Annotated in this window: 16 protein-coding genes; 2 read left to right on the top strand and 14 right to left on the bottom strand. The window is 62.4% G+C overall.

The genetic code is table 11. The features are described from left to right. Positions 1 to 4: 4 nt before the first annotated feature. From AC07TV_RS01490 to AC07TV_RS01480, 3 genes are read right to left on the bottom strand one after another with little or no spacing between them, the layout of a single operon-like run. Positions 5 to 172, bottom strand: coding sequence for a hypothetical protein (locus AC07TV_RS01490; RefSeq protein WP_494646624.1), 168 nt, complete (start codon positions 170 to 172; stop codon positions 5 to 7). A gap of 7 nt (positions 173 to 179) precedes the next feature. Continuing rightward, entirely contained in the window at positions 180 to 1,853 is a 1,674-nt protein-coding gene (locus tag AC07TV_RS01485) for a cation acetate symporter (protein WP_494646623.1), read from the bottom strand. Continuing rightward, positions 1,853 to 2,173, bottom strand: a complete 321-nt coding sequence (locus tag AC07TV_RS01480) for a DUF485 domain-containing protein (RefSeq protein ID WP_494646622.1) — start codon at positions 2,171 to 2,173, stop codon at positions 1,853 to 1,855. Before AC07TV_RS01480 ends, AC07TV_RS01485 begins: the two co-directional genes overlap by 1 nt. A 132-nt stretch (positions 2,174 to 2,305) precedes the next feature. Between AC07TV_RS01480 and AC07TV_RS01475 the strand changes: the two genes are divergently transcribed. Beyond that, a complete protein-coding gene (locus tag AC07TV_RS01475; protein WP_494646621.1) occupies positions 2,306 to 3,082 on the top strand; it encodes an enoyl-CoA hydratase/isomerase family protein in 777 nt (258 codons plus the stop codon). 9 nt (positions 3,083 to 3,091) lie between these two features. On the opposite strand, the gene AC07TV_RS01470 is transcribed toward AC07TV_RS01475, so the two are convergent. From AC07TV_RS01470 to dctP, 11 genes are read right to left on the bottom strand one after another with little or no spacing between them, the layout of a single operon-like run. After that, a complete protein-coding gene (locus tag AC07TV_RS01470; RefSeq protein WP_494646620.1) occupies positions 3,092 to 3,901 on the bottom strand; it encodes a sulfite exporter TauE/SafE family protein in 810 nt (269 codons plus the stop codon). Between the two features lie 42 nt (positions 3,902 to 3,943). Next, entirely contained in the window at positions 3,944 to 4,858 is a 915-nt protein-coding gene (gene mdcH, locus AC07TV_RS01465) for a malonate decarboxylase subunit epsilon (protein ID WP_494646619.1), read from the bottom strand. Between the two features lies 1 nt (position 4,859). Then, the gene (gene mdcB / locus AC07TV_RS01460; RefSeq protein ID WP_494646618.1) at positions 4,860 to 5,753 is read right to left on the bottom strand and encodes a triphosphoribosyl-dephospho-CoA synthase MdcB; all 894 of its coding nucleotides are present in this window, start codon (positions 5,751 to 5,753) and stop codon (positions 4,860 to 4,862) included. Next, on the bottom strand, positions 5,746 to 6,414 hold the full coding sequence (mdcG, locus tag AC07TV_RS01455; protein WP_494646617.1) for a malonate decarboxylase holo-[acyl-carrier-protein] synthase: 669 nt from the start codon (positions 6,412 to 6,414) through the stop codon (positions 5,746 to 5,748). Before mdcG ends, mdcB begins: the two co-directional genes overlap by 8 nt. 4 nt (positions 6,415 to 6,418) lie before the next feature. Next, positions 6,419 to 7,138: a biotin-independent malonate decarboxylase subunit gamma gene (locus AC07TV_RS01450; RefSeq protein WP_494646616.1), complete on the bottom strand. Its 720-nt coding sequence runs from the start codon at positions 7,136 to 7,138 to the stop codon at positions 6,419 to 6,421. Continuing rightward, a complete protein-coding gene (locus AC07TV_RS01445) occupies positions 7,135 to 8,037 on the bottom strand; it encodes a biotin-independent malonate decarboxylase subunit beta (RefSeq protein WP_494646615.1) in 903 nt (300 codons plus the stop codon). The genes AC07TV_RS01450 and AC07TV_RS01445 overlap by 4 nt, the downstream gene beginning before the upstream one ends. Further along, complete coding sequence (gene mdcC, locus AC07TV_RS01440; protein WP_494646614.1) at positions 8,034 to 8,348, bottom strand: malonate decarboxylase acyl carrier protein; 315 nt, start codon at positions 8,346 to 8,348, stop codon at positions 8,034 to 8,036. Before mdcC ends, AC07TV_RS01445 begins: the two co-directional genes overlap by 4 nt. Positions 8,349 to 8,353: 5 nt before the next feature. Continuing rightward, positions 8,354 to 10,006: a malonate decarboxylase subunit alpha gene (mdcA, locus tag AC07TV_RS01435; RefSeq protein WP_494646613.1), complete on the bottom strand. Its 1,653-nt coding sequence runs from the start codon at positions 10,004 to 10,006 to the stop codon at positions 8,354 to 8,356. A gap of 18 nt (positions 10,007 to 10,024) precedes the next feature. After that, positions 10,025 to 11,365: a TRAP transporter large permease gene (locus AC07TV_RS01430; protein ID WP_494646612.1), complete on the bottom strand. Its 1,341-nt coding sequence runs from the start codon at positions 11,363 to 11,365 to the stop codon at positions 10,025 to 10,027. Beyond that, a complete protein-coding gene (locus tag AC07TV_RS01425) occupies positions 11,362 to 11,946 on the bottom strand; it encodes a TRAP transporter small permease subunit (protein ID WP_494646611.1) in 585 nt (194 codons plus the stop codon). The genes AC07TV_RS01430 and AC07TV_RS01425 overlap by 4 nt, the downstream gene beginning before the upstream one ends. A 45-nt stretch (positions 11,947 to 11,991) precedes the next feature. Next, positions 11,992 to 13,017: a TRAP transporter substrate-binding protein DctP gene (dctP, locus tag AC07TV_RS01420; RefSeq protein ID WP_494646610.1), complete on the bottom strand. Its 1,026-nt coding sequence runs from the start codon at positions 13,015 to 13,017 to the stop codon at positions 11,992 to 11,994. Positions 13,018 to 13,207: 190 nt separating this feature from the next. Between dctP and AC07TV_RS01415 the strand changes: the two genes are divergently transcribed. Further along, positions 13,208 to 13,894 (top strand): GntR family transcriptional regulator, encoded by a 687-nt coding sequence (locus AC07TV_RS01415; protein WP_494646609.1) that lies wholly within the window; start codon positions 13,208 to 13,210, stop codon positions 13,892 to 13,894. Positions 13,895 to 14,000 lie beyond the last annotated feature (106 nt).

Raw genomic sequence — 14,000 nt, 5'->3', positions numbered from 1 at the left:
ACGGTCAACCGGAAAATTCAGCCAAATTCAAAACAAGATCCGGTGCAGCACTGACGGAAAGACCGGCCAAGCCTTGGCTGCAAACCGGCTCGTTGCCGGCTTCAATGAGTTTTCCGCGCCAATAAACAAAAACCCCCTGACGGCTTTCGCCGTCAGGGGGTTTTTTCTGCAACAGAAACCTAGTGGTTGCTGGCGGAGGCTGCGCCGTAACCCGTCTGGGCACGGACATACTGATCTTCGAAAGCCTCGATTTCCTGACCGGCACGCACACTCGAATCGGTCTTCGAGAAAATGTAGGCCAGGATGAAGGCAATCGGCATCGCGAACAGCGCCGGCTGGGTATAGGGGAAGAGCGGCGCTGCATTGTGCAGCACATCGACCCAAACCGACTTCGAGAAGACCACGAACAGCACGGCAGAAACCAGGCCACCGTAGCCACCGAACAGCGCGCCGCGGGTGGTCAGGCCCTTCCAGTACATGGAGAGGATGAGCACCGGGAAGTTGGCTGCAGCCGCGACGCCGAAGGCCAGACCGACCATGAAGGCGATATTCTGCTTTTCGAACAGGATGCCGAGGATGATGGCAACGAAGCCGAGGCAGATGGTGGCGATCTTGGAGACGCGGATTTCGGAAGCTTCCGAAGCCGTGCCTTTCTTGATCACACGGGCATAGAGGTCATGCGAGATGGCCGATGCACCGGCCAGCGCCAGTCCCGACACCACGGCGAGAATGGTGGCGAAAGCCACCGCGGCCAGGAAGCCGAGCAGCATGTCACCACCGACAGCCTTGGAGAGGTGCATGGCAACCATGTTGCCGCCGCCGATCATCTTGCTGCCAAGCGTGCCGCCTTCGAAGAACTCCGGGTTCTGACCAACGATAATGATGCCGCACAGGCCCATGATGAAGATGACGTTGAAGAAGTAGGCGACAAAACCGGAGGCATACAGCACCGATTTGCGCGCTTCCTTGGCGTCGGTCACGGTGAAGAAACGCATCAGGATGTGCGGTAGGCCAGCCGTACCGAACATCAGGCCAAGACCGAGCGAGATGGCGGTGACCGGATCGGCCAGCAGGCTACCCGGATACATCAGCTTGGGACCGAGCTTATGAACTGCCGTCGCCTTTTCCAGCAAGGTCTGGAACGAGAAGCCGAACTGGCTGAAGGCCAGGAACATGACCAGCGTACCGCCAGCCAGCAGCATGCAGGCCTTGATGATCTGCACCCAGGTCGTGGCGACCATGCCGCCGAAGGTGACATACACCATCATCAGGATACCAACGGCGAAGATGGCGACGTTGTAGTCCAGACCAAAAAGCAGTTTGATCAGCTGACCGGCACCGACCATCTGGGCGATCAGGTAGAAGCAGACCACGGTCAGCGACGAAATCGCGGCCATGGTGCGCACCTTGCCCTGATCGAGGCGATAGGCGGTGATGTCGGAGAAGGTGAACTTACCCAGATTGCGCAGGCGTTCGGCCATCAGGAAGAGGATGATCGGCCAGCCGGCGAAGAAGGCCAGCATGTAGATGTAGCCGTCGTAGCCCTGACCGTAAACCATGGCAGTCAGACCAAGCAGCGTGGCGGCCGACATGTAGTCACCGGCAATCGCCAGACCGTTCTGGAAACCGGTGATGCCGCCGCCGGCCGTGTAGAAGTCGGCTGTCGACTTGGTCCGGCTCGAGGCCCAGTAGGTAATACCCATGGTCATGCAGACGAACAGGCAGAACATGATGATGGCGTGCCAGTTGGTCGCCTGCTTTTCAGTGACGCCTTCGAGCGGGCCGCCGGCAAAAGCCATGGCAGCAAGGGCGAAGAGACCGAGCGCGGTGCCGAGTTGAGTCAAACGTCGCATTATTTGTTCTCCTTCCAGGCTTCCTTGACGATTTCCTGCGTCAGGGCGTCAAATTCCGAATTGGCGCGTTTGACGTAAACTGCCGTCAGCGACCAGAAGAAAATGAACATGAATAGCTCAACGGCCACACCCACCGTCAACATGGAGCCTTCGGCAACCGGTTGGCCGAGGGCCGCCGGATTGAAAGCCACCACCATCACAAAGCCGTAAAACATGGTTAATACGACAAAAGCCAACGTCCAGGCAAAACGTCCCCGTCTTGAAACAAGCTCCTGAAACTTCGGATTGGCCCGCATCCGCTCATACATCGCGCTGCTCATGGCTTGATCTCCTAACTTTTAATTAATAATTACCGACAAAAAAGCCGCAATATTCTATCTTATATAAGACTCGTTTCCTTTGATCTGGATCGACTAATCCCATATTTTTTATATGGTCATTCGAGATAACCCATGAGCACCATTGATTTTTCCTGCGACAACGAAGTCGCTACCCTGACCTTGAACAACCCCGGCAAGCTGAACGCCATCAACCTCGGGATGTGGAACCAGCTGGCCGAAAAAATGGCTGAAATCAGCGTCGACCGCAGCATTCGCTGCGTCGTGCTGCGCGGAGCCGGCAGCGACGCCTTCGCCGCCGGCGGCGATCTTGAAGAATTCGTCACTGGCCGGGCAACACTGGAACAGGCGCTTCATTACCACGGTCAGGTCGCCCTCGCGCTTCAGGCCATCGACAATTGCCCGCATCCGACGGTGGCGCTGATTCAGGGTGCCTGCATCGGCGGCGGGCTGGAAATCGCCGGCGTCTGTGATTTCCGGATTTGCGGCGAGTCGGCCCGTTTTGGCGCGCCGATCAATCGTCTGGGTTTTTCGATGTACCCGGGTGAAATGGAAGGCTTGCTGCGTCTGGCCGGGCCGGCTGTCATGAAGGAGATCCTGCTCGAAGGCCGCATCCTGAATTCTGCGGAAGCCTACGCCAAGGGGCTGGTCACCCGCGTCGTTGCCGATGAGGAAACCGAAAGCGAAGCCTACACCACGGCCAAACGCATCTGCGCCGGGGCGCCGCTCGTCGCCGGCTGGCACAAGCAGTGGATACGCCGACTGCTCGATGGAAAACCGTTGAGCGATGAGGAGAAAGCCGCCTCGTTCGCCTTCCTCGATACCGAGGATTACCGCGAAGGCCTGGCTGCCTTTCTGGAAAAGCGCAAACCGGCGTTCAAGGCGCGCTGAACTCGGCAATCAACTGCCGTACAGGCTCCACAGCATTTTGCTCGACAGCACCAGGAGCAGCCCAGCAAAAATCCGCTTGAGCACGACCACCGGTAGACGATGGGCGAGGCGGGCGCCGAGCGGGGCGGCCAGGACGCTGGCGAGCAGGATGACGGCCAGCGCCGGCAAATAGATGAAACCCAGACTGCTCGCCGGCAAGCCGGGATGCCCCCAACCATTCCAGACATAGCCGATGCTGCCGCCGATGGCGATCGGCAAACCGACCGCCGCCGAAGTCCCGATGGCCTGGTGCGGCCGGACGTTACACCAGATCAAATAAGGCACGGTGAGCGCCCCGCCGCCCATCGCGGCCAGACTGGCGACCGTGCCAATGACACTGCCGGCAAGGCCCAGGCCGCCGCGCCCCGGCAGGTTGCGGCTCGGTTTCGGACGCAGGTTGGCCATCATTTGCACGGCGACGAAAATCATGAATCCGACGAAGAAAATCGACAGTGCCCGCGACGAAATACGGGCCGCCAACATCGCCCCGAGCATCGTCCCGACCAGGACACCCGGCGTCAGGTCGCGCATTACCGGCCACAGTACGGCGCGGTGTGCGTGATGGGCGCGCAAGCTGGAAATGGACGTGAACAGGATGGTCGCCATCGAGGTGCCGAGTGCCAGATGCATGACTTCGTTGGCCGGAAACCCCTGCCCGGCAAAGATGACGGTCAGCAACGGGACGACCACAACGCCACCGCCCACGCCGAGCAGCCCGGCAAAAAAACCGGCCACGGCACCGGTCAGCAGGTACGCCGGAATGACATCGAAAGGGATCACGAGGATGGAGGCAGCGACAATATTGGCAAGCGCCGAACTTTATCAGTGGCCGGCGTCCAGCCAGCGAACGATGCCGTCGATGCTGCGAAAATCATCGCAGGCACGAACCGGAATCTCCGGGGCGAGTTCGCCAAACAGCTTGGCCAGCGCATTGCCGGGGCCGATTTCGAGCACTGCATCGGGTTGCATCTCACGTACCGTTTGCAGACAGGCCGCCCAATCGAGCGGCGTACAGATCTGGCGGGCCAGCGCGTCAAGCGCCGGGCGAGCAGTGCGCGCGACCGTCGCGTCGATGGCGCTGAGGACGGGAAAGGCCAGGCGGCGCTCGGGCAGCAAAGCCAATCGTTGCCTGAAGTTGGCCGCCGCTGTGGCCAATAACGGCGTATGCGATGGCGTGCGTACCGCCAGATGGACCAGACGGGTCGCCCCCGCCCTCTCAAATTTGCCGGCGACGACCACAATGCCGGCACGTGGCCCGGCGACCACCAAATGCCGCGGTGCATTGCGGATCGCCACCGCCAGCCCGGCCTCCTCGGCGAGCGTGGCGACCAGCGCCTCATCCAGCCCGAGCACGGCGAGCATGCCGTATTCACCGCTGACCGCGCTATCCATCTCGGCGGCGCGCTCGGCGCACAGCACCACGCCTTCGACCGCGCCAAAGGCCCCGGCGACGGAGCTCGCCGCCATTTCGCCAAGCGAATAGCCGGCCGCGCAGATCGGCCGCGGCAGGCGGCTTTGCAACTGAGCCCAGAGCAGCATCTGCTGGGCAAAGATCAGCGGTTGGGCAATTTTGTTTTTTGCCAGTTTTTCCGGGTTGACCGTGGAATCTAGTTCTGCGATGCCCGGCAACGCCTGCAATATCGCCGGGCCCAATTCGCCGTCAATGCCAGCCTGCACTTGCTGCCAGTGCGCGACGGTTTGGCCGCCCTGGCCACTGAAGAGGAGGGCGAGGCGCATTTCAGTCCCGGCCGTCGAGTTCGGCGAGAAAGAGCGTCACGCCGAGCAGGTCGGCGCTACCGCCGGGGCTGAGATCGCGCGCCACAAAATCGCGGTCGATTGCCGCCGCATGCTCGCGCCAGTCGTCGGCGAGCACGCCGCCGGCTGCCAGAAACTCCCTGGCGGCACGCCGCCCGCGGGCCAGTCCGGCCGGACCGCCACGCCACAGCAGGTTGGTGTCGTCGAGTTCGGCAATCAGCGCAAACAAGGCCTGCACCGCCGCCAGTTCGCCGTCGCCGATGGCGACCAGAATGTTTTGGTAGGCCGGCAGGCCGATCTCCAGCGCCGCCGGGAAACCGCTCGCCGCCTCCTGACGCGCCCCACCGCTGCCGTAGCGACGGGCGACTTCCAGTCCGTGGCTGAGCTGCGAGGCGGCTGGCAAGACGGCCAGACCGTCGAGAATGTCGGCCGCCCAGTTCGTTTTGACGGCCGCGCAAGCCGTCGCGGCACTTGGCGTTTCGCCATCCGCAATCAAGCGGCCGGCTGCCGCACAGAGCAGGCCAAGATTGAAAATCGCCCCGCGGTGGGTGTTGACGCCACTGGTTGCCGCCAGCATGGCAGCTTCGGCCTCGATGCCCAGCGCCCGCAAAGGCGCAAAGCCCGGGCGTTGCAGGCCGCAACCGGCGATGGCGGAAAAATAGCTGCGCAAGGCCTGCAGACTGCGCAGGAAGGTGCTGAAATCCATGTCGCGGTGGCTGCCCTGGCTGTTCGGGCTGACCAGTCCGGGCTTGGGCGCCAGTGCAGCCTCACGGTACAGGCTGCGGATGGCCAGGCGACCGATGCGCTCGGTTGCCGCGCGCCCGGCCGATATGGCCCGCGGGGCAGGACGATTGCTCGGGACGATGTGCTCAAGCATGACAGCAAACCTCGTTCAGGCTGGCGAGCAAGGCCTGCACGGGCCGCAAGCCAACCTCGTGCGGGCCTTTGACCAGGACCAGGGCAGCGGGATTTTTCCGCTGCGCAGCCATTTCCCGCCAGGCGACGGCGTTGCCATCGGGAAAGCGGATTTCGCCATCGAGCCGGCAGGGCAACTCGCCAGCCGCCAGTCGCAGCGCCGCCAGCATGTCGTCGAATTGCGGCATTGTCTCGACATCGCAGATGAGGTCGATATCCGATTCGGCATGGCGGTAGTCTTCGCCACTTAGCGCCTCCCAGGCCAGCGAGCCGAAAACGCCGAGACTGGCCGAACAGGCAACCGCCCGCTCGGCCAATCGGCGCAGCACGTCGGCCTCGGCAACCGGCAGCCGGGAACAACAGCGGGCGATGGCAAGCGGTACGTCGATTCCGGCTACGGCCCGGCGGTCGACGTGGATGGTCAGCCGCTTTCGTTGCTGGTTCAGCGGCAGGCTCAGGCCGAGCAGCAGCGGGCCGCCACCTGCCGGCTGGCGGGCAGCAACCAGCGGCCGGCCAGCGGCGATCCAGTCGCGCGCCGCCCGCCACGAGGCATCGCCTATTGCGGCGCAAGGCGTCTCGAATGCCGCATCGCGATCCAGATAAACGAGGTCGTGGCGACGCATCCCGTCAGGCTCCGCAGGCGGCGTTCTGAACGGTTTTGGTGATGCCTGCCGCCAGTTGGCGGCCACCACGCTCGGCACCGCATAACTGGCGTAGATCGCCGACCGGCGCGACCTGCCCGGCGGCGAGCGCTTCTTCCAGCAAGCCAGCCGATGGTACCGGCCAGATCGCTTCGATCGCACCCATGCAGACATAGCTCTCGGCGCCCGGCGCGAAAATCGGCGAGCCGGCAGCGAGTTCGAGCAGACGCTCATGAGCGATCTTGGTGACGCGAGACATGGCACGCAGGTCCATGACCCGGACCTGGGCATCGGCCAGCGCATAGGCCCGGTCGGCCATCAGGCCGAATGACAGGAAGCCGCCACTGACGGCGTTGGCGGTGACCAGACTGAGCGAGGCGTGGCCCTGTCGACGAGCCAGATCGACACACTGTGCGAGGTGGGCCAGCGAGCCGTTCAGGCAGAGCAACTCCTGGCTGCGCGACAGGGCCTGACCGCTGGTGTCGACCAAATAGACCAGCGGTCGGCCGGGGTGCTGCTCGATGGTGTCGAGAATGAAGCCGGATAAAGCCAGCGCCATGGCGTGGTCGATGGCCGCCGCGTCGGTGGTGCCGAGCACGGCGACCGTGCCTTGCGCCGTCGTCGCTTCGCCGGTAATCACCTTGTTGTCCACGGCAACCGCGTGGCCGGCCGGGAACAGGCTATCGAGAATGTCGTTGAGGCTCATGTCGGCAATCCTTCCTTCAAGGCGACCAGGCTGTCGCGGTCAAGCAGCGGCACGCTTTCCGGCTGGGCAATACCGAGTGCGGCCCAGACTTGCAGGCCGTCGCGATAGCTGGCGTAGGCGGCCAGACGATTTTCCAGCGCCTGCTGGCCGGCCCGCAGATGGGCGAGGCTTGGGGCGGGCTCGCTCCAGCCGGCAAGGAATTCCGTGGCGCCGTGGCGGAAGGCCGCGATGTCGTCTTCGACCAGCATGGCGCAATCGCCCATCAGGTAGCGATGCTTGCCGCCGGTGACGCGCCAGACCAGCGCCCGGTCCTTCGAGTCGAATTCCTCGACGCCGGCCACCGTTTCAATGACTTCCGGGCCGGACAGCGCGAGTCGGCCTTCTTCGGAAATGATGATGGCCGAACAGAGTTTGGCGACGATGCCCATGCCGCCGAAAGCACCGCAACTGCCGCCGACCAGCGCCAGCACGGGCACGCCGGCCGCACGCGCATCGAGCACGGCGCGCATGATTTCGGAAATGGCGATCAGCCCGGCATTGGCCTCGTGCAGACGAACGCCGCCGGAATCGATGAGAAAGAGCACGGCTGCCGGCTTTTCTTCAATCGCGCGGCGAAGCATCCCGACGATCTTGGCGCCGTGGATTTCACCGACGGCGCCGCCCATGAACTGGCCTTCCTGGGCGATTGCAAAAATCGGCTTTTTTTCCAGTTGACCGTAGCAAACGACCACGCCGTCATCAAATGCGCCGGGCAGGTCGAGCAGGGCGAGATGCGGGCTGGGTGTGGATTCGGCCGGCGGCAGGATTTCGCTGAAACTGCCGGGATCAAGCAGGCCGGCGAGGCGAGCCCGGGCGGTCGCCTCGAACCAGCTGTGACGTGCAGCAAGCGACGCGATCATAGTGCGCCTCCCTGATATTCGGCCAGCGCCTGAGCCAGGCGCAAGGTGACGACAGCCGGCGTCGCCCCCATGTCGTTGATGGCGATAACGGTGCCGCCGGCCGGATGACTCGTGGCGAAGCTGTCGAGCACAGCACGCCAGGTGTCGCCAAAGCCGCGCGCCGAGGTCTTGATGCGGACCCGGCAAGCCTCCGGCTCAATACCGGGCTTGACGAGAATTTCCAGATTGCCCGAACCGACCACGCCACACAACGCGGGATCGGCTGCCCGCGGCACGGGCTTGGAGTCGAAACGAAAATCGAGAGTTTCCATGGCGGTCACCAATTGCGGAAGCGTGAAGGGGGGGCGTACAGGCCACCGGACCAGCGCACCAGATCCTTGACGGAACGGGCGGCGAGCAGGTCGCGCGTAGCCAGCCGCGGGTCGATGCCGAGGTCTTCGGCGCGGCGGATGATGCCGCGGTCGCGCAGGTTTTCGACCATCGCCTTGTCACGCGCCATGCCGACCGGCGTGAAGCCGGCAACGCCGCGGATCGCCTGTTCGCGCTCTTCCGGCGAGCGGCAGAGCAGCAGGTTGGCGATGCCTTCCTCGGTGACGATATGGCTGACATCGTCGCCGTAGATCATGATCGGCGGCAGTTCGGCGCCCATCGACTTCTGCAGTTTCCAGGCATCGAGTTCCTCGACGAAGACCGGCGCCATATGCTCGCGGAAGGTCTCCACCATCTGCACAACCAGCTTGCGGCCGCGGATGGCGTTCGCCCCGTAGGCCTCGCGCCCGGCCTTGAGCCAGGCCGGACTGGCGTGGCGCCGGCCGTGCGGGTCGGAGCCCATGTTCGGGGCGCCGCCGAAGCCGGCAATGCGGCCCAGCGTCGCCGTCGAGCTGTTGCCGGCCATGTCCATCTGCAAGGTCGAGCCGATGAACATGTCGCAGGCGTAGAGGCCGGCCGTCTGGGAAAACGCCCGGTTGGAACGCATGCTGCCGTCGGCGCCGGTGAAGAAGATGTCGGAGCGGGCCGAGATGTAGGCATCCATGCCGACTTCCGAACCGAAGCAGTGCACCGATTCGACGAAGCCGGATTCGATGGCCGGGATCAGCGTCGGGTGCGGATTGAGCGCCCAGTGCGTGCAGATCTTGCCCTTCAGGCCAAGGTCGGCGGCGTAGGTCGGCAGCAGCAGCTCGATGGCTGCCGTGTCGAAACCGATGCCGTGGTTCAGGCGGGTGACGCCGTACTCGGCGTAGATGCCCTTGATCGCCATCATCGCCATCAGCACCTGCACTTCGGTGATCTGCGCCGGATCGCGGGTGAACAACGGCTCAATGTAGTTCGGCTTCGGGGCGAGCACCGTGAAATCGACCCAGTCGGCCGGCACGTCGACGCGCGGCAGCTTGTCGAGGCGCTCGTTGACCTGGGCGATGACGATGCCGCCCTTGAAGGCGGTCGCCTCGACGATGGCCGGCGTGTCTTCGGTATTCGGCCCGAGATAGAGATTGCCCTCGGCATCCGCCGCCTGCGCCGCGATCAGCGCCACATTCGGCGTCAGATCCATGAAGTAGCGGCCGAACAGTTCGAGATAGGTGTGAATCGCCCCGATCTCGATGCGCTGCTCCTGGACCAGCTTGGCCAGGCGGGCGCCCTGCGGACCGCTGAAAGAAAAGTCGAGGCGGTTTGCCAGGCCGCGCTCGAAAAGGTCCACATGGCTCGGAAGCGCCAGGACTGACTGGACCATACTGAGGTGATTGATGCGTTCCGGGCTGCAATCAGCCAGGGACTCGGAGAGGAAATCGGCCTGCTTCTGGTTATTGCCTTCCAGACAGACGCGGTCGCCCGGCTGGATGACGGCTTCGAGCAGGTCGATGATACGGTCGACCGGGATTTCCCGGCCAAAACCAAGGCTCGCCGCCCGCTCGAGGCGGCGGCCACGGCTTTGGCGCAGGGAATCCCAGTCACGCGGGAGAGGTGCGTTCATGATCGTCTTTCCGCTCGCTCAGGAACCGCTGTACTGCGACGGCAGCCAGGTGGCGATTTCCGGGAAAATGCAGAGCAACACGATGCCGAGCGCCATGAGCAGCAGGAAGGGCACGGTGCCCCACATGATTTCCTTGAGCTTGATGTCGGGGGCAATGCCGCTGATCACGAACAGGTTGAGGCCGACCGGCGGGTGAATCAGGCCCATTTCCATGAGGATGGTCATGATCACGCCGAACCAGATCAGGTCGATGCCGAGGGCGTTCAGCGCCGGCAGGATGATCGGCGTGACCATCAGGATGATGGCGACCGGCGGCAGGAAGAAACCAAGCACGATGAGCAGGATATTGACCCAGAAGAAGAAGGCCCACTTGCTCAACTCCAGTGAAATCATCCAGGCGGCGGCCGACTGGGTGATGTGCAGGTAGCTCATGACGTAGGTGTAGAGGAAGGACATGGCGATGATCAGCATGATCATCGACGACTCGCGCGCCGTCCCGGAGAGGATGACCTTGAGGTCGCTCCAGCGCCAGCAGCCATAGATCGCCATGACCATGAGCAGCGCACCGAAGGCGCCGATGCCGGCGACTTCCGACGGCGTGGCCCAGCCACCGTAGAGGGCAACCATGACGATAATGATCAGACCGAGGAAGGGCGCCAGGCGGGGCAGCGTTTCCAGGCGCTGTTTCCAGCTATAGGACTCTTCCGCCGGCATGGCCATACCGGTCGAGCGATTGGCCGAAATTTTTTCGTTCTTTTCGGCCCAGGATTTGTAGATCACCCAAGTCGAGAACAAAGCAGTCAGCATCAAGCCGGGGCCAACGCCGGCCATGAACAACTTGCCAATCGACTGTTCGGTGGCCAGACCATAAAGAATCAGCGTCAGCGACGGCGGAATCAGGATGCCCAGCGTGCCGCCGGCGGCGATCAGGCCGGTGGCCAGACGCTCGGAATAACCGCGTTTGCGCATTTCCGGAATGCCCGATGAACCGATGGCCGAGCAGGTTGCCGGCGAGGAACCGCACATCGCAGCGAACACCGAGCAGGCCAGCGTATTGGCCAGCCCGAGGCCACCCGGTACCTTGTACAACCAGCGGTTCAGGGAGTTGTAGAGATCCGCGCCAGCGCGCGATTTGCCGATGGCTGCGCCCATCATGATGAAGAGCGGAATGGTCAGCAGCGTGAAGCTGTTCAGTTCGGAAAAGATGGTTTCAGCGATGATCGACAGCTGCGCCACCGGCATGAAAAAGTACATGAAAATCAGGGCGACCGAGCCAACGGCAAAGGCAATCGGCATCCCGGAAAACAGGAATATGAAAGTGGCGGCCGCGTAGAGCAAGCCCAAGGTTCCGACGCTCATTTGCGCTCTCCTTCGTCGTCATGCTGGATGCGTTCGATGGCCACCTGAATGGCCGCGTTGTGTTGCGGCGGCGGCTGGTGCGAGCGCATGGCTTCGGGCAGCGAGTCTTCGATGAACTGGACAAAGACCTGCAGGGCGAGCGAGGTCATGCCGACCGCCATGGTGGCAAAGACCGGCCACATCTTGGGCGCCCAGGAGGTGTCACTCATCCGGCCTTCGTCCCAGGCTTCGTAGAACAGGTGCCAGCAGTTCCAGGCGATGAAGGCGCAGAACAGGAAGGACAGCAGGTCAGAAAACGCCATGCGCCACTGGGTCCAGCTCGGCGGCGTGACTTCGTCGAGAATTTCAATCGTCACATGACCGCGATTGAGCTGGGTATGGGCGGCGGCCAGAAAGCTGGAGGCAATCAGCAAATAGACGCAAAACTCGATTTCCCAGTCGGTCGGCCAGGCAAAGAAATAACGGACTGCGACCTCAAAAACAAGAACGCAGGTAGCGATGACGATCAGAAAAGCCGACAGGTAACCTGTCGCAATATTGAAGGCCTTGACCGCTCGGCTGATGAAATATCCGGGGCTCATGATTCACCTTTAAGAAGGATGGGCCGGGCATGCCCGGCCGGTGGATTACTTGACCGACAGCGCCATGTCGAGCAGGACGCGGCCATCCTTGATGTTCTCGGCGAAATCCTTGAAAGCGGTCTGTTCGGCGATACCGCGCCAGGCCAGGAACGCTTTCTCGTCCATGTCGGCCACCTTGGCTCCTGCTTTGGCGAACACCTCGGCCATGCGCAGGTCATCCTTCTTGGCTTCCTCAACGCCAAACTTCTCCAGACTGGCACCGACGTCACTGATGATCTTCTGTTGTTCCGGGGTCAACGAGTCGTAGAGGCCCTTGGAGATCAGCAGTGGCTCGAACATGAACCAGAAGCTCTTGTTGCGGGCCGTAGTCACGTACTTGCTGAATTCCTGCAGACGGAAACTGATCAACGACGTGCTGGAGGTCAGCGCCGCGTCGAGCACACCGGACTGCATCGCACTGTAGATTTCCGAGGACGGCATGCCGGTCACTGCGGCGCCGGCGCCCTTCAACATCTGGTCCATTTCCTTGCTGCCGCCGCGGAACTTCAGGCCCTTGGCGTCATCGGGAACAACCACGGTCTTCTTGGTCGAGGCAATTCCGCCAGCCTGCCAAATCCAGGTGATGATCTTGATGTTCTTGTCGGCCAGAATGCGGTCAAGCTCCTTGCCGATCGGGGCTGTTTTCCAGCGCATCCCCTGTTCGTAGCTATTGACCAGCGTCGGCATCAGCGTGATGTTGACCTGCGGAATCTCTCCACCGCCATAGGCTAGCGGGACCAGGCTCATGTCCAGCGCGCTCTTGCGCAGGGCCCCGATCTGGCTGTTGGTCTTCATCAACGAACTGCCGGGATAAATTTCGAACTTCAGGCTGCCCTTGGACTGCTTTTCAACTTCCGCTACGAAGCGGCGGACAAGTCGATCACGGAAATCGCCCTCCTCGTTGGTCGCGGCGGGGAATTGATGGGAAATCTTGATGACGCGCGGCGTCTGGGCATGGGCGACGGGCAGAGCACAGGTGAGAGCGGCGGCAGCGATGGCCAGCGTAAGCTGGCGTTTAGTCTTGCTGAACATGGATATCTCCTCCAAGGTTAGAAAAGCACTGACGGTGAAACCTCACTGGCTGGCTTATCCACGCTAGGGAATACCGCACTCTTGTTTTGTGTTCAAAAATCACCGTTGTGTATACACGATAGTCATACATTGAATACTGGTCAACTAATTTCGTATAATTAAATCGTTGCCGCACGCTGGAGCACTAATCATGAACAGCCCTGTCGAAATACCCCCTACCACCCGCCAGTCGGAACGCCTCGGCGAACTGATTGAAGAGCGCATCGTCACTGGCGTCTATCCACCCGGCACGCGGCTCGACGAGCAGGAATTAGCCGACACCTTCGGCGTATCCCGAACGCCGGTACGCGAAGCCTTGATCCAGCTTGCCTCGGTCGGACTGATCGAAATCAAGCCACGACGCGGGGCGACCGTCCCGGAAGTTGGGGCCGACCGGGTCTGCGAAATGTTCGAAGTAATGGCCGAACTGGAAGCGATGTGCGGCCGACTGGCCGCGCGGCGTATTACGCCAAGCGAGCAAGTGGCGTTGCAGGAGGCACATGACGCCTGCGAAGCTGCGCGTGACGCCAATACTCCGGATATCTACTACCAGCTCAACGAGGTCTTCCATCAGCGCATCTACGAAGCCAGCCACAACGGCTTCCTGGTTGAGCAGGCGACCGCCCTGCACCGCCGGTTGCGCCCCTATCGCCGGCTACAGTTGCGCGTCCGCAACCGGATGGCGACCTCGTTCAACGAGCACCAGGCCATCGTCGATTCCATCGTCAAGGGCGACAGCGAACTCGCCTCGGCGCAGCTACGCGCCCACGTGACAGTTCAGGGCGAACGTTTCGCCGACCTCGTCGCCACCTTGCGCGACTTCAAGGCCGGCTTGTGACCCCGGTCAGCCGAGCGAGCAGCCGGGCAGGCCGCTATCGCTCCAACTGGCGAGGCGAAAACCGAGCACAGCCGAGATGCCGATCGCGTTGCGTACCATCTTTTCT

It is taken from the genome of Azonexus sp. GW821-FHT04F04, from assembly GCF_059420025.1.
This window is presented reverse-complemented; position numbering and strand designations above follow the sequence as displayed.